This is a genomic window from Shewanella sp. ECSMB14101 (genome assembly GCF_000773485.1).
GTDB lineage: Bacteria > Pseudomonadota > Gammaproteobacteria > Enterobacterales > Shewanellaceae > Shewanella > Shewanella marisflavi.
In genome coordinates, this window is record NZ_JSFF01000002.1 from 1 (window position 1) to 18,898 (window position 18,898).

At 50.5% G+C, this 18,898-nt stretch carries 15 protein-coding genes and 2 tRNA genes; 8 read left to right on the plus strand and 9 right to left on the minus strand.

Going from position 1 to position 18,898, the window contains the following annotated elements; genetic code table 11:
• Positions 1-66: 66 nt before the first annotated feature.
• Entirely contained in the window at positions 67-1,125 is a 1,059-nt protein-coding gene (locus NY07_RS02520; RefSeq protein WP_033537792.1) for a porin, read from the minus strand.
• Positions 1,126-1,483: 358 nt separating this feature from the next.
• Here NY07_RS02520 and tcdA point away from each other — a divergent pair, with 358 nt between their 5' ends.
• Both tcdA and pepT read left to right on the plus strand, forming a co-directional pair.
• The gene (gene tcdA, locus NY07_RS02525) at positions 1,484-2,308 is read left to right on the plus strand and encodes a tRNA cyclic N6-threonylcarbamoyladenosine(37) synthase TcdA (protein ID WP_033537793.1); all 825 of its coding nucleotides are present in this window, start codon (positions 1,484-1,486) and stop codon (positions 2,306-2,308) included.
• Positions 2,309-2,455: 147 nt separating this feature from the next.
• Complete coding sequence (pepT, locus tag NY07_RS02530) at positions 2,456-3,685, plus strand: peptidase T (RefSeq protein WP_033537794.1); 1,230 nt, start codon at positions 2,456-2,458, stop codon at positions 3,683-3,685.
• Here the strand turns inward: pepT and NY07_RS02535 are convergent.
• On the minus strand, positions 3,674-5,314 hold the full coding sequence (locus NY07_RS02535) for a sensor histidine kinase (protein ID WP_033537795.1): 1,641 nt from the start codon (positions 5,312-5,314) through the stop codon (positions 3,674-3,676). The genes pepT and NY07_RS02535 overlap by 12 nt on opposite strands.
• Before the next feature lie 229 nt (positions 5,315-5,543).
• On the opposite strand from NY07_RS02535, the gene NY07_RS02540 reads away from it, so the two are divergent.
• Positions 5,544-6,155, plus strand: coding sequence for a superinfection exclusion B family protein (locus NY07_RS02540; protein WP_033537796.1), 612 nt, complete (start codon positions 5,544-5,546; stop codon positions 6,153-6,155).
• A gap of 87 nt (positions 6,156-6,242) precedes the next feature.
• Here NY07_RS02540 and NY07_RS19130 read toward each other — a convergent pair whose 3' ends face one another.
• On the minus strand, positions 6,243-6,371 hold the full coding sequence (locus NY07_RS19130; protein ID WP_081953754.1) for a DUF3149 domain-containing protein: 129 nt from the start codon (positions 6,369-6,371) through the stop codon (positions 6,243-6,245).
• Positions 6,372-6,685: 314 nt separating this feature from the next.
• Between NY07_RS19130 and NY07_RS02545 the strand changes: the two genes are divergently transcribed.
• Both NY07_RS02545 and NY07_RS02550 read left to right on the plus strand, forming a co-directional pair.
• A tRNA-Leu gene (locus tag NY07_RS02545) sits at positions 6,686-6,770 on the plus strand.
• Positions 6,771-6,816: 46 nt separating this feature from the next.
• A tRNA-Leu gene (locus NY07_RS02550) sits at positions 6,817-6,903 on the plus strand.
• 416 nt (positions 6,904-7,319) lie between these two features.
• On the opposite strand, the gene NY07_RS02555 is transcribed toward NY07_RS02550, so the two are convergent.
• The 3 genes from NY07_RS02555 to NY07_RS02565 form a co-directional block, all read right to left on the minus strand.
• Entirely contained in the window at positions 7,320-8,420 is a 1,101-nt protein-coding gene (locus NY07_RS02555; protein ID WP_033537797.1) for a site-2 protease family protein, read from the minus strand.
• Positions 8,421-8,535: 115 nt separating this feature from the next.
• Entirely contained in the window at positions 8,536-10,206 is a 1,671-nt protein-coding gene (locus NY07_RS02560; protein WP_033537798.1) for a DUF342 domain-containing protein, read from the minus strand.
• A 184-nt stretch (positions 10,207-10,390) separates the two neighbouring features.
• The gene (locus NY07_RS02565) at positions 10,391-11,419 is read right to left on the minus strand and encodes a class I SAM-dependent methyltransferase (protein WP_033537998.1); all 1,029 of its coding nucleotides are present in this window, start codon (positions 11,417-11,419) and stop codon (positions 10,391-10,393) included.
• A 202-nt stretch (positions 11,420-11,621) separates the two neighbouring features.
• Here NY07_RS02565 and NY07_RS02570 point away from each other — a divergent pair, with 202 nt between their 5' ends.
• From NY07_RS02570 to NY07_RS02580, 3 genes are read left to right on the plus strand one after another with little or no spacing between them, the layout of a single operon-like run.
• On the plus strand, positions 11,622-12,041 hold the full coding sequence (locus tag NY07_RS02570) for a substrate-binding domain-containing protein (RefSeq protein WP_235363888.1): 420 nt from the start codon (positions 11,622-11,624) through the stop codon (positions 12,039-12,041).
• The gene (locus NY07_RS02575; RefSeq protein ID WP_033537800.1) at positions 12,025-13,188 is read left to right on the plus strand and encodes a hypothetical protein; all 1,164 of its coding nucleotides are present in this window, start codon (positions 12,025-12,027) and stop codon (positions 13,186-13,188) included. The genes NY07_RS02570 and NY07_RS02575 overlap by 17 nt, the downstream gene beginning before the upstream one ends.
• A 52-nt stretch (positions 13,189-13,240) precedes the next feature.
• Positions 13,241-15,670, plus strand: a complete 2,430-nt coding sequence (locus NY07_RS02580) for a putative bifunctional diguanylate cyclase/phosphodiesterase (RefSeq protein WP_235363883.1) — start codon at positions 13,241-13,243, stop codon at positions 15,668-15,670.
• A 9-nt stretch (positions 15,671-15,679) separates the two neighbouring features.
• On the opposite strand, the gene NY07_RS02585 is transcribed toward NY07_RS02580, so the two are convergent.
• From NY07_RS02585 to rsmE, 3 genes are read right to left on the minus strand one after another with little or no spacing between them, the layout of a single operon-like run.
• Positions 15,680-17,164 carry an alkaline phosphatase gene (locus tag NY07_RS02585; RefSeq protein ID WP_033537802.1) on the minus strand — a complete coding sequence of 495 codons (1,485 nt, stop codon included), beginning with the start codon at positions 17,162-17,164 and terminating at the stop codon, positions 15,680-15,682.
• A gap of 12 nt (positions 17,165-17,176) precedes the next feature.
• Positions 17,177-18,124: a glutathione synthase gene (gshB, locus tag NY07_RS02590; protein ID WP_033537803.1), complete on the minus strand. Its 948-nt coding sequence runs from the start codon at positions 18,122-18,124 to the stop codon at positions 17,177-17,179.
• A 40-nt stretch (positions 18,125-18,164) separates the two neighbouring features.
• On the minus strand, positions 18,165-18,896 hold the full coding sequence (rsmE, locus tag NY07_RS02595; protein WP_033537804.1) for a 16S rRNA (uracil(1498)-N(3))-methyltransferase: 732 nt from the start codon (positions 18,894-18,896) through the stop codon (positions 18,165-18,167).
• Between the last annotated feature and the right edge of the window lie 2 nt (positions 18,897-18,898).

The window sequence follows — 18,898 nt, forward strand, 5'->3', positions numbered from 1 at the left end:
CCGCTTATCCGCGATGAACCAAAAAAAAGCGGCCATAGGCCGCTTTTTAATGAATATGGGTCGCGATTAGAAGTCGAAGCGCATACCTAGGGTGACGATATCATCGCCAAGATCTTGTGTTGCACCTGCTAGTTTCAGGTCACCATCATATTTGGTGTAGTGGCCGTGGAACAGTGTGCTCTTGCTGATGCGGTAATCTGCACCAATGCTGAACTGTTGCAGATCGACATCTGATACGGTTTCCATACCAGCGCCATCGGCGTTACCGACGAAACGGCTGACATATTTACCCAGGCCTGAGTCGTCACTACCAAACATGGCTTTAATTTTCACATTGCCCAATACGTATGCAGCGTTAACGAAGTAGGTATCACCCTCTAGGTTGGCATATTTAGCGTCAATATGTTCACTGTTCTGATATAGACCACCAATGATGAAGTTACCGAGTTTGACTTGAGCCACACCACGGTAAGCTTTTACATCGTCGATATTTTCGTTATAGGCGGCGGCTACATAGTAACGTTGTGCCTTGAGGGCCTTATCGCCAAAAGTTGCACTTAGGGCATACATGCTATCTGGCGCGACGCGCTCATCACCATTGTATGTGACATAGTTATCTTCAACCAGGTAGGTAGCGTTTATGGTCAAAAGGTCAGCAATTTTTGGTGAGTAGTAAGTGATACCGTCAGCGGTACGCGACTGACCTGCAACCAGTAGATCGATATCTGAGTTGGTGTTGCCAAATAGGTCGAAACCGCCTTCAGCAGCTTTAAATACTGTGTCGTTACGGCCAATAAGGCCAGTACCGCCAACCCCTTTCAAACCAAGGTAAGTGTTACGTGCTGCAAAGGTCTTGCCTGAGTTATCAAAGTTGCTAACGCCAAATTCCATCTGATAGATCACTTCAAGACCATCGCTGATTTTCTCGCTGCCCTTGACCCCTAACCAGGAGAAGTTGTTTTCTATAATAGTGCCATCTTTCTGGTTTTGGGTCGCAATGCCATTATCTGAATGAGTAAAAGCGAGATCGGCACGGCCATAAAATTGTGGGCCGTCTGCGAGAGCGGTAAACGAGGTGGCAGCGAGTGTTGCAATGATGCTTGCCGATAGAACAGATTTTTTCATTATCATCTTCCTGTAGCGATTAGGGCCATCTGGGCGAAGGCCTTTGATTTTTTTTTAGCTAACGAGAGTCAAAGGGCCGAAGAAAGTCTCTTCTTTAGCCGCTAATGTTTTTGCGGCGTCAGTGTGCCGATAAGTCAAAAGACGGTATGTGACTAAGTTCACAAATCATTGGTTTTACGTGAGTTTTATCATGTATTTTTACATTTAAAAACAGATGGTTAATTTGATTTTTACTCGCTATTACCGTCCGGCATCTTTGGCAATAAATCCTCTATGATGCGTTAACATCTGTAGCGACTTTTTCTTTTTGGGGTTTCACATCTGTTTGCGGTAAAATTGCGGGGTTTTCTCAATCATAATGGAGCCTGCCTTGAGCTTGCCTGAACTCTCTGAAGCCTATCTCAATCGTTTTGCCGGTATCGGCCGACTCTATGGTGCCAATGCTCTGAAGCATTTTGCGCAATCTCATGTTGCTGTAGTGGGTATCGGAGGCGTGGGAACCTGGGTGGCTGAGGCGTTAGCGCGCAGTGGCATTGGAGAGATCACTCTGATTGATCTCGACGATATCTGTGTCACCAATACCAACCGTCAGTTGCATGCGCTCAAGGACACCATTGGAGAGTCAAAGGTGGCCGTGATGGCCGAGCGAATCGCTCAGATTAATCCAGAGTGCAAGGTTAACCAAGTGGAAGACTTTATTACCACAGATAACCTGAATGACTATTTTAATGGTCGCAAGCAGGGAGGCCTCTTGGATTATGTGGTTGACTGCATTGATGCGGTAAAACCTAAGGCAGCATTGATTGCTCATTGTAAACGCCAGAAATTACCTATAGTGACAGTGGGCGGCGCCGGTGGCCAGACGGATCCGACTCAGATCCAGGTGGCCGACTTAGCCAAAACCTATCAAGATCCGCTGTTGGCCAAGGTAAGAAACTTGCTGCGCCGTGAATACAACTTTTCAAAGAATACTCAGCGCCGCTTTAGTATTGAGGCGGTGTTTTCAACCGAGCAGCTGGTTTATCCGCAAGCGGACGGTAGTGTCTGTAATGTTAAGGCGACTGCCGAAGGCAGTATGCGTATGGACTGTGCCTCTGGATTTGGTGCCGTTACCGTGGTGACCGGCAGCTTCGGTTTTACCGCCGTGAGCCGTGTGTTGACTAAGCTCGCCGCTAAGGCGTGAGCACTAAGGCGTGAGGGCGTGATCGCTAAGGCTGATTGCTAAGGCGTAGAGTCCTGATAATTAAATTACCTAAAAATTGATTTAAGTCTAAAGGTGGCCTCTGGCAGCTTGTTAGACTCGGTCGACATTTTTTGCTGGTGATTGATTATGAAACAGGCCCTGTTAAATCGATTTTTACGCTATGTGCAATATGATACTCAGTCAGATGCTAGCCAGAGTGGTTGCCCTAGTACGCAGGGACAACTGGCGCTGGCCGATCAGCTTAAAGAGGAGCTGACCCAGTTAGGCTTTAGTGAAGTGGCTTTGTCGCCGACTGGATATCTGACCGCTTTAGTACCCGCTAGGGTCGAAGGGGTCCCGCCCATCGGCTTTATTGCCCACCTGGATACGGCGCCCGATTTTAGCGGCGCCAATGTGCGTCCTCAATTGGTTGAAAACTATGATGGTGGCGATATTCCACTTGGTGAGCAGCATCAGCTGTCCCCTAAGGAATTTCCCGAGTTAGATCAGTATCTAGGGCAGACACTGATCACCACTGATGGCTCGACGCTACTTGGCGCCGATGATAAAGCTGGTATCGCCGAGATAGTGACGGCTCTATCGGCCTTGATTCAAGATCCCGATAGCCAACACGGTGATATCTACCTCTGTTTCACCCCTGATGAAGAGATAGGTAGAGGGGCTGACCTATTTGATTTTGATGCCTTTAGGGCGCAGTGGGCCTATACAGTCGATGGTGGGGAGCTAGGTGGCTTGGAGTATGAAAACTTCAATGCCGCAACGGCTGTGGTGACCGCGAAAGGTAATAACTGTCATCCGGGCTCGGCCTTTGGGGTGATGGTCAATGCCCAGACGATGGCGGCGCGCTTTCACGCCAAAATGCCCCTAGGCGATACTCCCGAAAACAGTCGTGATTACGCTGGCTTTTTCCACCTTATCGAGATGAAAGGGGTGACTGAAGAGGCGCAGTTGACCTACATCATTCGCGACTTCGATCTGGATCAATTTGAGCAACGCAAGCGCTGGCTCACCGAGCGCGTAGAGGCCTGTAACGCTCAGCTTCAGCAGGGAGCCTTGACGGTTAGCATCACCGACAGTTATTACAACATGCGTGAGCAGTTAATCCCTCATCCTCATATTGTCGATATTGCCAAGCAGGCGATGCACCAGCTTAATATTACGCCAAAGATCAAGCCTATAAGAGGTGGCACTGATGGCAGTCGCCTCTCCTACATGGGGCTACCTTGTCCGAATCTGTTTACCGGCGGGCATAACTTCCATGGTAAGCATGAGTTTATCTCTCTGGAGTCCATGGTAAAGGCAACCCAAGTGATCATGGCGATCTGCCAGTTGACGGCGCAAAAGTTAAAAACCTGATGGGGTGGAGATATTGAGTTCGATGGTGTCAGTGTCGAGTAACTCCACCGGAAAACTCACCTCGAAGCAGGCGCCGCCCAGTTCACTATCGTCTTGATAGCTGATCTCGCCCTTGAGTAGGGTGACTGCGTTAAAGGCGGCGGAGAGGCCAAGCCCTGTTCCGCCTTCTGAGCGTGTGGTGGTATAGAAGGGCTCGAAGATGTGGTTGGCCGCTTCGCTGTCAACGCCCGGCCCATCATCCTGAATGCGGATGTTGAGCTGTCCCTTTTCGACTCGGGCATCGATTCTGAGCTTGCCCTGCTGGCGCCCTTTAAAGCCGTGGGCATAGGCGTTCGACAGCAGATTGGTGATGATTTGTTTAAACAGGCTGAGGTTGGTAATGATATTGAGGTCCTCATCGACCCGGTAATCGACCTCGGCTAACTTGTCGCCATAGAGGAAACGCATCGATTCGTGGTGCTCAATCAAGCCTTGTTTAACGTTGATACTGCGCTTCTCCTCCTGGCTCTGCTCTGCAGCTATGGTCTTGAATTTTTGGATCAGCGTGCTGGCGCGGGTGATATTGCTAATGATTAGCTCGCAGCTTTGTTGATACTCCTCCAAGATGGCGTTGATCTCCTCCAGAGTGGCGTTTTCGCTGTGGATCAAGCTAATCAGCTCTTCGATATGGATCAGTTGGGTGCTGGCGGCGGTGAGACAGATGCCGATGGGGGTATTGATCTCGTGTGCTACGCCTGAGACCAAGCCTCCCAGGGCCGCCATCTTCTCTTGTTCAACCAGCACCTCTTGTGCTCGCTTAAGCACTAATAGAGATTGCTCCAGCTCTTTCGTTCGCTCTTTTACCTGGCGGGCCAGCTCCTCTTTGTAGCTGCGTTCCAACTCGAGTAGGCGTTCTCGATCCGTCAAGGCTTCCTGAAGCTCCTGTTTGGAAGCCTTGATGTCATCAAAGGAGCGTCTGAGTTGTTGTTGCATCTCATTAATCGCCTTGGCGACCAGCCAAAATTCATCATTCTTATGGCTGTTTTTGACGAATACTAAGGGCTCAAACTTTCCATCCAGATTGATGTTTTGGCTGTAGTCACTGAGCTTAAGTAGGTGACGGGTAACCAAAAACCACACCAAGAAGAGGATGAAGCCGGCGACGATAAAGGTTTTGATCGCATTGGAGAGCAGTATGATGATGGCGCGATCGAGCAGTTTTTCATAGACCACCTTGAGGTCTGCCTGTACCAGCAGGGTGCCCACATCGATGTTTTCATTGCCTGAGGCGTAGATTAGCTGAAAGCGCTTCTCTATGGTGTTTTCTGGAGTAGCGGTACCTGCTTGCCAGTGTTGACCACTGTCGTCGTTAATTTCTATGTAGGTGATGTCAGGCAGCTGGATAAGGCCATCGATTTGTGTATTGATCAGGCGTTCATCGATCACCCAGATACTGGCGGCCAGCACATCCAGATTGACCTTCTCTATACTGTCAAATTGGCGCGTGATGCGATTGACATCGCTGCGATAATCATTAATTAACTGAAATCCGGTGGTCAGCAAAGTAATAAGCGAGCTAAAGAGAATGATCGACAAGGTAAGCTTTCTGCCGATAGGACTCTTGAGTAGCTGAGCGGTGAGATTTGCCATTTATCTGTGTCGCTTATCCTAAGCACCCTAAAAACGGCCGGGAATTGACGCTTGGTGCACTGTCCAAAAACCATAGCTTTAAGCATAGCCTGATTCTGATGTTCTGCTTGTCTTGTCAGTAAAAAGTGTCCCAAGGTGATGTTTGTAAAGTCATTATGTGGATTTTCTTGTTGGCATTTTACTTGCATTTGTTTGCGGTACTGCAGGTTTTTTGACACTAGGTATCAAGATGGAAAAATTAAATCTGATGCTGTTTAAACAGACGAGTCCCAAACAAGTGATCTTTAATTTGATGTTGTGGCTGACCTTAATCAGCTCTGTGTTGTTGTTTGCTCCGGCCTCATTGATGCGTACCTTGAGGTTAGACGACTTAGTGAATCAGTATGCCCACTTTATTGGTCTCGGTCTTATTGTGGGCGCGGCCTATCTGTTGACCCAGGTGGCTAACTATTTTCTCGATGAGGCGATTAAGCACCTTAAGGGGAAGCGAACAACCGAAACCATTGAGAAGAAGGTGAGATTACTCGATCCGACCGAACGCGCGCTGCTGAGGGAGTTTTTCCTACAAGGAGAAACGGTATTGACCCTGCCGGAAAGTGAGCCCGCGGTGCAGAGCCTGCTTAAGGCGAATATCTTAGAGTATATGGGTAACAAACAGCAGTATGCCATTCATGGGCCTACTGCCGATTTTAAGATTGCCATGGAGGCAAGATCTCATCTGAATCGTCAGGTGTTGCGCTTGCCACAGGGCGAACCGAATCCCGAACAGTTGCAACTGTTGATTAAGGCGAGACCGCACTTCATTCACAGTGTTGTACCGGGACGAAAGCACGCCGCTTAATACTATCTGGGTTCAGCAAAAAAAAGAGGGGGCACTAGCCCCCATTTGCATTAGAAATGTTACTTTCTCTGGACCTTGGAGTCCTATCTATTGTGGTTTCGACTTAGAAATAAACAGCCACATGAGATATGACATTATGCCAATGGTCGTGAAGATAACTATCATAGATAGCAGGCCAATGGGGTTACCAAACATTAAATCTAACCAAAATGCCATTTGAGAAATCCTCTTTCGCAGATGTTTATAACGTTGTCGAAGCTAAATTAGCGCGAATAGATATGAGAGATGCTGATCTCGATCAATGAATGTTGTCAATTTGATAATGGTTCATCTCGTTTTAGTTTGATTTTGTGAGTTGGTAGACGATTTGCCTATAGAGCGACATTGGGGAAATATTCCTTTGTTTAGGGCTGCGGATGAAAAATCGGCAGTCGGTAATAAAGGTATCGCAAAAGGCTTGCCATTAGCTAAAGCAAAGGTATAATTCCGTTCACTTACCCGAGAGGAGTGAGTATAGTCTGATTGATAATGCCGGAGTGGTGGAATTGGTAGACACGACGGATTCAAAATCCGTTTCCTTCGGGAGTGACGGTTCAAGTCCGTCCTTCGGTACCATTATCAATGATTCTCTTAGAGAGATAGTCATTTAGGCAGACAAGATGCAGATGTGGTGGAATTGGTAGACACGCTAGCTTCAGGTGCTAGTGGCTTAACGGCCGTGCGAGTTCAAGTCTCGCCATCTGTACCAACTTGTGACTGATAAGATGCAATCCCTAAGAATAGAACCTGCTTAACGCAGGTTTTTTTATGCCTAAAATTTGTCGATAGTCTCGATAGTCTCGATAGTCTCGATAGTCTCGATAGTCTCGATAGTCTCGATAGTCTCGATAGTCTCGATAGTCTCGATAAATCCTCAAAACGTCAGACCCCATCTGATCCATTTTCTCTTAAGTTTATGATTTTTAAAGTCACCATCTTTGTTCTTAGCTAGGGACCTCTTGGCAAGATATCGCCAGACACAGATTCGCTGCAGTGCGCGGTTTCAGCCGCATTATCAAGGCTGGGTTTTAGGAGAAGAGCAAGGGTTTTATAGTGCTTGGTCTCTTAGTCACTATCAGACTTGCCCCTTGCCGCCTAGGTGACAGCAAGGGGGAATTGGCGAGCTTAGCTTTGCAGTATCTTGAGCGGTAAGCCGAGTATGTCGTCACCTGTGCCAGCCAGATACCAGATGATCGCTACTAGGGCGCCGACGGTGAGCAGATACCAGATAGTAGAGAAGAGCTGGCCATATCTGTCCAGTGGTAAGAGGTGGCTTTGATGTCGACTCTTCCACTCAAATATTATCTCTAGGGTGCCGATCAGCAGCAGGAAGCCAAGCAAAGCCAGCCCCAGACTGTAGCTGATGAAGACACCAATGGCCGCGCCAGCCACACAGGCGATAAGTCCCATCAGGCTGTTCATCGAGAAGCTGATGCTCTTGAGAATATGGCCACCATCTAAGGGGAGTATCGGCAGCAAGTTGAACAGGTTGAGCAGGGCGTTGAAGGCGGCGAGCCCGGCAAACAACGGGTTGTCTGTGAGCCAATAGGCGACCAGAGCGGCAATCGACATCAGCAGACCGAAGGTGGGGCCCATGATGGAGATCACCACATCCTGCCAGCGGGTGTTAATTTTTTCATCGCTCAGCGCCAGGCCACCCATGAAGGGGATAAGGTAGATCCCCTTGGTTTTCATGCCAAAATATTTCATCGCACGGATATGGCCATACTCATGAAATACCAAGCAGGCAATGAGCGCCAGGGCAAACTGGAAGGAGAAGAGCCAGGAGTAGGCAGCCACACTGGCACCAGCCAGGACCACCTTAATCACCTTGGCACTCTTAAGCAGCTTAAAACCTAGAGAGGCCAGCCCGACCAGACTGAACTTTTGCTGCGGCTTTACTGGGACTACCGGTGTCTGGCGCTCAATATCTTTAGTGTTGCGACTGCCTTCGCTGAGGATAGTCTCTTCGCTCAATAGGCGATAGTTAAGCTTAAAGGGTTGCCAGATGAGGTCGACTTCAAGGGTCAGTGGGATCTTGTGAACCGTTTGGGTGTTGGGATCCTGGCGGCTTAATTCAAACTCATGGTTTCTTAGCCCCTGATTATCGGCGCTGGCCTCTTTGACCGACACCAGTTGGTTGTCCCAAAAGAGTTGTTGCCAGCCGGCCATTGAGCCTTCCAGTCTCAACTCTTTACCCAAACAGTCTATTCTCAGTAGTTCCATTTGTTATCCGTTATAAGTTACCGCTATCTGGCGGGGATTATGCATGTAAAGTCATGCCAAAGAAAAGAGGCCCGACAATTTTGCCAGGCCTCATTAATCGCTTGCTGCACTATGACTATTTACGATTACTGTAATCGAAACTGATCTCCTGGCCCTCGTTAACCACTATGCAGGGGCCATGTTCACGTTGGGTTCGATTAAATGCCGGACCTATATGCAGCTCGACATTGGCGAAGATATGTTTACATGCCTCGATGCGATAGGTCTGATAGTAGTTATCTACTTCCTGCTTGATGCTGTTGTACTCTTGCTCTTCGCGAGACCACTCCTGGGTGATGCGGCGCTTCTCCTCCAGCATTCCCTTTACTTGCTCAACCATGAGGGCGTCATCTTGCCATTCGGCCTTGGGGGGCAGTTTATTTAGGCTGGATTCAATATTAAGCTTGGCCACCACCATATGCTTGATCCCCTGATCCAGCTGTTTGAGCTCCTCTTTCAGCTCGCTGCACTTCATGGCGCAGAATACTTCGGTCTTAGTGCCAGCCGTGGCGCCAATGATCACCGCCTTAACGCCTTTATCCGCATTGGCAATACCTCCTACCAGATCGCCACGGCGTCCGTTGGCATCGCTGACGATAAGTTGTCCTGAGGTTCGGGAGTGGCTGTGCAGCAGTTGTTTAGTGACCAGTATATCGCCCTCGGCATCAAGCTCCGAGTACTGTACGAACTGCGCCGAAATCTGCCCTTTGGCAGAAAGTTTGGTGGAGAGTTGATCTTCCTTAAGCTGGCGGCCGATAACCCCCTTACTGACGGTGATATCCCCATCGGCGATCAGTTGCGCCGAGTCGACAAATCCCATGACAGTAATATCACCGGTGGATTTAACCACCATGCCTTCGTGCACGTCACCTGTAACCAGAATACTGCCCTTAAAGTCGACATTGCCGTAGCCGATATCCACATCTTTAATCTGCAGTACGTCGTCAACCTGCATCCCCGTCTTGGTTTCTACTGGTTGGCCAGCGACGGTGGCGATGAGTACATTGGGATCGGATTCTGGTATCACAGTCCCTGTGCCTGCGGTCAATTTGAGATCCTTACCCGCTATCGGTAATAAGGGTTCGCCCTGCACATTGTAGCCCTGTGTGCCTTCGGTGGCGGGGACTTTGATCATCAGCTTGTCATTGGGTTTGACCATGATGATCTCTCCCAGGTTGCGCATATCGACAGTGCCATCGGCGCGCTCCTGAGGTTGCAACAGACGCTCCCTCGCGAGCGGCACCTTACGTTCAACGACGGCATTGGTACCGTTGACGGCGGGCTTGCCGTGGGCGATCACTTCGCTGCAGCTTTGTCCCGGTGCAAGATTTGGTTGTTTGGCGAGTAGTGATTCTATTCTGACCTTGCTCAGCCCCATGCTGATCTGTTCACTCTTTAATGCTCTGAGAATATCTTGCAGTGTGACAGGCTTGCCGCCCCATGGGGCTGTGAGTGTCATCTCGGCGCTCATCTTGTCGTCGCTGAGATTGATGAGGAGTTCGGCGTCTTTACGCTCGGCGATCTCGAAGAAGAGTTCATATTGACCATCTTCCTGGCCGATAATCTTGTTGACTTGGGCAACTGCTTTTTCGATCACATTCTGTCGAGGACGTAGCTGACAAAATTCGGGTAGGGTGAGTAGTTCGGTGATGGCGTCCACCGTCAGTGGGCCATGGCTATTGGGAATAACTTTTAATTCGGCTTTATTTCCGTCGCTACTCAGTTCTATCAGTCCAGGATCCAGCATATTGATTTCCGCAGTTTAATTATTATTTTAGTTAGTATTCTCCCGAGTATAACAGCATAAAGTTTGACCTATGAAGCCCTATTTTATGATGAACATTAAGCACATGATTGAAATGCGACCTGGCGCGATAAAGCCGGGTAAGACCGGCTATAAATAACAGATTAGCCAATAGTTGCTAAAGTCATCACGCCTTTTGATTGGCGTAGACCTTGTACCTGTTGTTTTCGGCTGTCACATTTACCTCGTTGAAAAACTTGGCGATAGTGTCAGCGTAGGGGAGATGACGGTTGGCAACGATCTGCCAAACACCGCCGATATTGAGCTGGGCCTCGCTCTCCTGCACAAAGCGAGTCGCTATTTCTGTGGTGCTGTCCAGGCCATCGTGAAATGGTGGGTTGGAGATAATGGCATCGAACTTCCCTTGTGTTTGCGCCAAACCATCAGAGGCATAGACCTTGGCTTGCATGTCGTTGGCCTTTAGGGTGAGTTCACAGGAGGCGAGCGCCATAGCGTTGATATCGACACATTCGAGCTTAAGTGTCGGGTTGGCCTTGAGCAGCGCTGCGGTGATCACCCCTGCGCCACAGCCAAAGTCCAGTACCCGCCCCTTGAGCGCCGGCAGATGTTGCAGTAAGAGCTCAGTGCCCTCATCGAGGCGTTTCTCGCTAAAGACGCCGACCAGATTGCAGATGGTCAGTTCACCCTGAGGTGTCACTAGCGTGTAGCGCTTGACCCAATCGTTAAGCGAGATAGCCGGGGCCGCGGTTTGCAGCGAGCTGGTATAAAGCATGCAGTGGCGAGCGTTGTCGCGTTTGATGCCCGGCTCGAAATAGTCAGGCAGTTGTTTGGTGATAGAGCGTATACCACCCTTCTTTTCGCCCACAATGATCAGGTCACCGCCTGGCTGAAGATGGTTCGCCGCCAAGTTAAGCAGATAAGGCGCCAGGCTTTTCGACTTGGGGTAAAACAGCACTACCGCATCGAAAACTTGCTCTTTTGGCAGCTGGTGGCCGAAGTGACAGGATAATCGGGCATTTTCATGGCCTTTGACCTGCTGATAGTGGTTAAAATCTAGGGCTAATGTAGTGACTTTATCGGCCGTCTCCAGCAATGCCGTTGCCAATAGATCGCACTCATGATTAATGAGTAAAACGTTTTTTGATTCAAATAGTTCAATGTTTCTAAGGACAACTTGAGACGGATTAGAGAGCACGAAAACCACAAGATAATAGAGAATTTGCGGCAATTATAGCCTAAGCCCCTAGATTATCAGTAACATTTATTATGCCAGTTGGCTAAATCTTGCCTAAGCTATATTTCATTAGACAATAAATATCCTTTGTTATGTGAGATTTGCCGCATCAACAAGGTGAATGGGGATTAGAGGAGCGGAAATGCGACGAGTGTCGACATGGATGTGCTTATTGAGCTTATGTTGCGCCAACCTTTTCGCGGCTCAGGTGATTGTTAACGACTCCGTTGATGCCACAGATCTCACCCCTAAAGAGCTCAAGTTGATCTTTGCCATGCAGAAGCTGTACTGGCCCGATGGACAGAAGGTTAAGGTCTTTGTCTTACCCAGCGATTCCCCTATACATAAAGAGTTTTGTTATCAGCAGCTTGAGTTGATGCCCTATGTGCTGCGTCATCGTTGGGATCAGCTGGTATTTTCCGGGATCGGTGAGCGACCAACCACCTTAGCCTCTGAGGCAGAGATGCGTGCACGGATCGCCAAAACGCCTGGTGCTATAGGCTATGTATCGGGGAACGACGAGAGTCAAGCGATTGAGGTGAGTGAGCAGAGTCAAGGAGGACAAGATGAAGCCGAGCATTAGTAGCCTATGCCTGCTGGCACTTTTCATGGGGCCGGCGTTTGCCGATCAGTGGCAGTTAAATGGTTTCATTGGTCAGGGCTATATTAGCGCCGACGGGAGCGAATTTATTGTTGGTGAGTCCGGCGATACCTTTGATGTGACTGAGGCGGCGCTGCACCTCTCCTGGAATCCGGATGAGCACTTTCGTTTGGCTGGTGCGGCGCGTTATCGTCATTGGGGGACTTTAGATGAATCGGGCCTTGCTGCTGATTATCTGTTTGCCGAGTATAAATTTACGTTGAAACAAGGCTACCTCGGAGCTAGGGGGGGGCTGTTTAAGAGTGAGGCCGGCTTCTATACCAGCACCCGAGATGTTTCCTTTACCCGGCCAGGCATCTTGTTGCCCCAATCTGTCTATAGTGATTTTTTTCGCGATTCATTGCTGCATATCACCGGTGGTGAGCTGTTTGGCCGTCACCCTGTGTTCGATGGTTCGATTGAATGGCACTTGACCTTAGGGGATGCTCAGACCTCGGATGATTTGAATCGTAATGTTCTGGGCTCAGAGACTTATGGGGACTTCGATGCCGATGGCTACTGGGGGTCGGACATAGAGTATCAGGATGACAGTTTGCGTCTAGGGCTAACCTATTTTGATGCTAAGAGTGCTTTTGATGCTTACCAGGAAGGTCCCTTTAGCGATGGTAGCTTGCGCTCTAAACACTTGATTGTTTCGGCCCAGTATCGAGTTGACTTTCTTGAGTTTACAGCGGAATACCTGCATTTTGATCGCGACATTGACGGGGTCTTTGTTCGGCCTGGAGCAGGTACCTATGAGGTCAGAGGTTATGGGTATTATCTGGATGTACGCGGCTATCTGCCGGGCGATGTGGAACTCTTTCTCCGTTACGATCGTCAAGTGAGGGATGAGGATGATCCTGATGGCAAAGATCTGCCCGCAGGGGGCTTACCGGCTCATTTTGGCTATGCCAACGACTGGACATTAGGAGCGCGCTGGTTACCTGCAAAAGACTGGATGCTGGAGGCCGAATATCACTGGGTGCGTGGCGGTGGTTGGGTGACCCCTATTTTGCGACCTAATCCTGAGACGCAAGATAAGGATTGGTCACTGTTTGCCATTGAACTCTCCTATAAGTTCCAGTGGTGACACCATGATAGTGAACCACCCAAATCGTTTCGTGAGTATCAAATGGAAGCTGATGATAGCTGTCGTTTTGATCCTCACAGTTGTCGGTGCGGCCATCAGTACCCTGGCTTATCGACAGCTACTTAATCAGGAGAAAGTATTACTCGAAGCTCAGCGCGATAAGCTGGCCCAAAGCCTCTCTTATTCCTTAAGCACTGCGGTAGAGCATTCGCTGCAGGCGGCGATGCAGCTGGGCTTTGTCGCCAACGCGAAAGGGGATGACGGTGCCGAAGGTTATCAATTGCTGCTGAGTGAAAACTGGCCAGATGTACAGCTCTACTGGGACTTGAAAAGGTTTGGGCTCTATAGCCTGGATGGTGATCGGCTAGCTCATGCAGGCGAGCCCAACTCGGAGGATGATCTCAACTGGCTGCTAAACAGCGACATCTCTTATGAACTCTCTTCAAGAGTGGTCTGTATTGAGGAGTGTGCGATCCAGGTGTTGGTCCCCACACTGGTTAATTCCAAGCCTCATCTGTTTTTCTTTGAGTTCGCCCTGACCGAAGTGATCAGCCATTTTCGTACTGACAGATCTATTGAGCTAGCAGTGTTGGGTACACAGAAACCCGAAGCCGAGCCTGGGCCCTTATGGGGGCGTCATCTCTATAGCATCAGTAATCGCCCTAGCAGTTTCAGCTTGCTAAGTCATATGGCCGATAATTATTCCTGGCAGCAGATCTCCCTGGGCGATGAGATCTACGACTATCAAGGCAGTCGCTGGGCTGTGTGGTCTTTTCCACTGGATCAGGTGGCTAACGCGCCGACGATAGTGGTGTTGATGAATTTGGATCAGTGGCAACTCATGCTTTCTAGTTTCCAGTTGGGGTTAGTGGGGACCTTGCTGGTGGGCCTCATCTTGGCGGCTGGGCTGATGATGCTGGTCGCCTGGAAACCGGTACTTAGCTTAGCCCACCATGCCAGCCTGTTGCCCCTACTGGCGGATCATGACTTTGCCCGCGTACGTGCCAGTCTGCCGAGAAAGCCTTCTCTGTTTCCCGATGAGGTGGATCTTATTCACCAGGCCACTCGCCAGCTGGCCGACAATATGCAGGGGCTTGAAAGCGAGGTGGATGAATATACCCATGAGTTAGAGCGTTTGGCAATGCTCGATACCCTGACCGGCTTGCCCAATAAGTCGATGTTGAACCATGAGCTACAGACGGCTATCGCCTGTATCGCCAACGAGGACGACTGCGTTGTGCTGATGTTTCTGGATCTGGATGAATTTAAGCGGATCAATGACACCCTGGGCCATATCCAGGGGGATGAATTGCTCAAGATAGTCGCCGCCAGGTTAATCAATAGCGTAAGAGAGATGGATACCGTGTTTCGTCAGGGAGGCGATGAGTTTCTGATCTTGCTCAGGATGGTACGGGATGATCAGGAGGTCAGCAATGTGATCCATAGGATCTTTTCTGCCCTGCAACATCCTGTGGTGCTGGGGAGTCATAAGCTCATTGTGACCACCAGTATTGGCCTGGCCTACTGCACTTCGCCGCATATGCGAGCCGAAGAGCTAATACAACATGCGGATCTGGCAATGTATCAGGCCAAAAGTGCCGGACGCAGCAATTATCGGGTGTTCAGCGAGGAGATGCTGAATCAGGCGAACAACCGATTAATGATAGAGCAAAGCATAGAAGCGGCCATTAATGAGGAGCAACTGGTGCTTTTCCTTCAGCCTATCGTCGAACTTCGTGAGGCGAAGCTGAAAGGGTTCGAGGCGCTGATCCGCTGGTTCCATCCTGAGCGGGGGCTCATCATGCCGGGGGACTTTATTCCCGACATCGAACATAGTGAAGCGATTATTCATGTGGGTAATTATGTGATCCGCAAGGCAGCGGAGTTGATCGCTCAGTTTAAGTCAGCCGGTTGGTCTGAACTCTATATTGCCGTTAACCTGTCGGCGAAACACTTTCTCGCCCCCGATCTGCTCAACGTGGTGCGCCAAGAGGTGGATGCGCATGATATCTCGGCGCAGTCACTGGTGTTTGAGGTGACAGAGGAGAGCGTGATAGAGCAGGTGGAAAGTGCGATGGCAGCCATGGAGTCGCTTCAGTCGCTGGGGGTTAAGATTGCCATCGACGATTTTGGTACCGGCTACTCGTCACTGAGCTATCTTAAGCAGCTGCCGTTCGATCTATTGAAAATCGATCGCAGCTTTACTGCTAATGTGCTCGACGATGAGGCTGATGCTCATATCATCACCACGGTTATCGAATTGGCACACAATCTCGGCCGACAGGTGGTTGCCGAAGGCATTGAAACTCAGCCGCAGGCGCAGTATTTGAGTTGCCAGCAATGTGAGTTAGGTCAGGGCTACTACTTCTCACGCCCCATGGATGTGACTTCTGTTTTCAAGGTGCTTAGCGAAATTGAGCACACCCGCATGTGGCCAGTGAATCAAACTCCCCAGCCTAAGCTGGTCAGGCAGGGGAGCTGAATCTGTCATCTAGGCTTGATTATCGACCTGGGTGACAGGTGCTGCAGATTGACTTTCGGCGCCTTCGCTCAGTAGGTCTTTGGCTTGCTGTAGCTCACCATTTTCCTCATTTTGAGCAGGCGTTTCCTCTGTAGGCGTTACTTCTGAGGCTGGTTTTGCGGGCAATTTTACTTCTGCTTTAGGCTTGGGCATCTTAGGCAATAGGCTGATCAGTTTATTGGCGATATCTGTATTGTCCTGATGACCGGCAAAGAGCGGTGAGGCAGGCCCTGTAGCAAAGACCTGAACATCTACGCCTGTATGACCGCCCGTTGTCCAGCCCGTGTTTGATCGCTGGTCGATAAGCTTCTTGAGCTGCGTGGTCAATACTTTTTCACCCTGCATTCTGGCACTATCTAGGGTGGTGAACTCCTTAGCGCTTGGCGTAAAGCCAAGCAATTCACTCAGGCCTGTATGCCACTCGTCTTGGGTCAGAGCTTTCGCGGCGATGCGTGAAGGGCTGGCACCTATATCACGCAGTACCTGACTGTCCCAGCGGTACTCGCCCTGGGTGCCAATAGATAAGCCTCCCGTGTTGTGGTCGGCGGTGACCACCAATAAGGTGTCCTGATGCTGACGCACATATTGCTCGACCACCTCGATGGCGCTGGCAAATTCATGCATCTCGGCCATGGCGGTGGCGATATCGTTGTTGTGACCCGCCCAATCGATCAGGCTGCCTTCAACCAGTAACACGAAGCCTTGCTCATTTTGCGAGAGAAGTTCGAGCGCCTTGGCTGTCATGGTGCTCAACCGTCTGGCTTCAGGCTCATCTATGGCCCAAGGAAGTTGTACATCGGCAAATAGCCCCATAACCTTAGGTTGGGTCACACCATCTAGCAGCGCGGCATCTTTAAGCACCTGATAACCTTTGGCCTCGAACTGCTTGATCAGCTTGTCGGAGAAATAGCGCTGACCGCCGCCGAGCATGACATCGGCATCAGTGTTCAGATAGCTTTCTGCCAGAGCCTCGTAATTACGGCGGCTCTCGTTATGGCTTAAAAAGGCGGCTGGGGTCGCGTGGTTGATCTGGCTGGTCACGGCAACCCCTGTACTCATGCCACGTTTTTTCGCCAGTTCCATTAGGGTTGGTACTGGACGTTTGTCGGTATCGACCGAGACGGCGCCATTGTAGGTCTTAACCCCGGTTGCCAGGGCCGTGGCGGCGGCCGCCGAATCGGTGACATAGCCGCTGACTGGTGCCGGATAGGTGCTGGCGTTGCCAACCAGCAAACGGTCAAATACCGTCTGCTCTATCTCCTGAGTATTGGGATTGTCTTGATAGTAACGATAGGCGCTGACGTAGGCGGGCCCCATACCGTCACCAACCATGATCACGATATTCTTGGGACGGCTCGGCGCCGACTGCGGGCCCAGCAGACTATCGGCCCAGAGACTGCCGGAAAGCAGCGCGGCCGATAGTGAAACTAGGCTGAGTAAACGGGTTAACTTCATTTGGTCTCCAGTTTAACGGGCGACACGCGCTTCGATGGCATCCATCAACATGCCGGTGATATCCACATCGAAGGCGGCCTCGATCTCTTTAATACAGGTCGGGCTGGTCACGTTGATCTCTGTGAGCTTGTCGCCTATCACATCAAGGCCGACGAAGATCAGTCCGCGCTTTTTCAGCTCTGGGCCTATAGCGTTGGCAATGGCCCAGTCACTGTCAGACAAAGGCTGAGCCACACCACGACCGCCGGCGGCCAGGTTGCCCCGTGTTTCCCCTTTTTGTGGGATGCGCGCCAGGCTGTATGGCACAGGTACGCCATCGACCACCAAAATACGCTTGTCGCCGGCAGTGATGTCGGGAATAAAGGCCTGGGCCATGGCATATTGCTGGCCATGATTGGTGAGAGTTTCGATGATCACCCCAAGGTTAGGATCTTGCGCCTTGACTCTAAAGATAGAGCTGCCGCCCATGCCATCTAAGGGTTTTAAGATGATGTCGCCTTTCTCTTGATAGAAAGCGCGAATGCGCTGGGCATCGCGGGTCACCAGAGTGTCAGGGGTAAATTCACTGAACCAGGCGGTAAACAGCTTTTCGTTGGCGTCACGCAGGCTTTGGGGCTTGTTGACGATCAGCGTGCCTTGCTCTTCGGCACGTTCCAGCATATAGGTGGCGTAAACGAATTCGGTATCGAATGGCGGGTCTTTACGCATCAAGATCACATCAAGTTCGGCCAGTGGTGTATCCACGGCCTCTTCGAGTTGATACCAGCTTTGGGGATCTTGTTGCACGCTGAGTCGACGCATATTGCCCATGGCCACACCGTTTACCATGGCCAGATCTTGCATCTCCATATAGTAAAGTTCGTAGCCCCGCGACTGCGCCGCCATCAGCATGGCGAAGCTGGAGTCTTTCTTGATGTTGATGTCGCTGATGGGATCCATCACTATGCCAAGCTTAATCATCTCATCTTTCCTTATGGTTAATGCGAAGGGAGCCGGGTCTTTAGCCCAGATCGCCAAATTTCAGTTGTATTGCGCTTATCGCCGTTAAGGCCGCAGTCTCGGTGCGCAGTACGCGCGGCCCAAGCAAGACATCGGTAAAGGCGAAGTTTTCAGTCATCGCGATCTCCTGTGGCGACAAGCCGCCTTCTGGGCCGATCAACAGGCGTACCCTGTCTGTTTCCATCGACAAGCCCTGGATGCCGTGGGCCGCTCTGGGATGCAGATTCAGTTTTAGCGCCTGGGTCGGCTCTGCACACCAATCGGCCAAATGCATGGCGGGCCTGACCTGAGGCACTGTGCTACGTCCAGATTGTTCGCAGGCACTGATCACTATCTTCTGCCACTGCTGGATCTTCTTTTCCAGTCGCTCGCCGGTTAGCTTCACGCCGCAGCGCTCAGAGAACAACGGGGTAATGGTATTGACCCCCAGTTCTACCGATTTCTGCAGAGTAAAGTCCATGCGATCGCCGCGAGAGATCACCTGACCCAGATGCAAGTTTAGGGGAGACTCATTGTCGTTAATCGCCTTTGAGAGGACCCGCACTTCGACGTTTTTCTTGCTGGCAGCGACGATCTCGGTCAAATAGTTGTGGCCATCGCCATTAAAGAGTTCGAGCTGCTCGCCTTCGCCCATGCGCAGCACACGGCCGACGTGGCCGGCAGCTTCATCGTCCAGCATCAGGGTTTGTTGGCAATCATAGTCACCTGGCTGATAGATCCTTGGAATTCTCATGC

Excerpts from the sequence above, each read along its gene's own strand:
- NY07_RS02520 (WP_033537792.1), bottom strand. The coding sequence starts at position 1,125 with ATGAAAAAATCTGTTCTATCGGCAAGCATCATTGCAACACTCGCTGCC.
- tcdA (WP_033537793.1), top strand. The coding sequence starts at position 1,484 with ATGGAGCCTGCCTTGAGCTTGCCTGAACTCTCTGAAGCCTATCTCAAT.
- pepT (WP_033537794.1), top strand. The coding sequence starts at position 2,456 with ATGAAACAGGCCCTGTTAAATCGATTTTTACGCTATGTGCAATATGAT.
- NY07_RS02535 (WP_033537795.1), bottom strand. The coding sequence starts at position 5,314 with ATGGCAAATCTCACCGCTCAGCTACTCAAGAGTCCTATCGGCAGAAAG.
- NY07_RS02540 (WP_033537796.1), top strand. The coding sequence starts at position 5,544 with ATGGAAAAATTAAATCTGATGCTGTTTAAACAGACGAGTCCCAAACAA.
- NY07_RS19130 (WP_081953754.1), bottom strand. The coding sequence starts at position 6,371 with ATGGCATTTTGGTTAGATTTAATGTTTGGTAACCCCATTGGCCTGCTA.
- NY07_RS02555 (WP_033537797.1), bottom strand. The coding sequence starts at position 8,420 with ATGGAACTACTGAGAATAGACTGTTTGGGTAAAGAGTTGAGACTGGAA.
- NY07_RS02560 (WP_033537798.1), bottom strand. The coding sequence starts at position 10,206 with ATGCTGGATCCTGGACTGATAGAACTGAGTAGCGACGGAAATAAAGCC.
- NY07_RS02570 (WP_235363888.1), top strand. The coding sequence starts at position 11,622 with ATGTGCTTATTGAGCTTATGTTGCGCCAACCTTTTCGCGGCTCAGGTG.
- NY07_RS02575 (WP_033537800.1), top strand. The coding sequence starts at position 12,025 with ATGAAGCCGAGCATTAGTAGCCTATGCCTGCTGGCACTTTTCATGGGG.
- NY07_RS02580 (WP_235363883.1), top strand. The coding sequence starts at position 13,241 with ATGATAGCTGTCGTTTTGATCCTCACAGTTGTCGGTGCGGCCATCAGT.
- NY07_RS02585 (WP_033537802.1), bottom strand. The coding sequence starts at position 17,164 with ATGAAGTTAACCCGTTTACTCAGCCTAGTTTCACTATCGGCCGCGCTG.
- gshB (WP_033537803.1), bottom strand. The coding sequence starts at position 18,124 with ATGATTAAGCTTGGCATAGTGATGGATCCCATCAGCGACATCAACATC.
- rsmE (WP_033537804.1), bottom strand. The coding sequence starts at position 18,896 with ATGAGAATTCCAAGGATCTATCAGCCAGGTGACTATGATTGCCAACAA.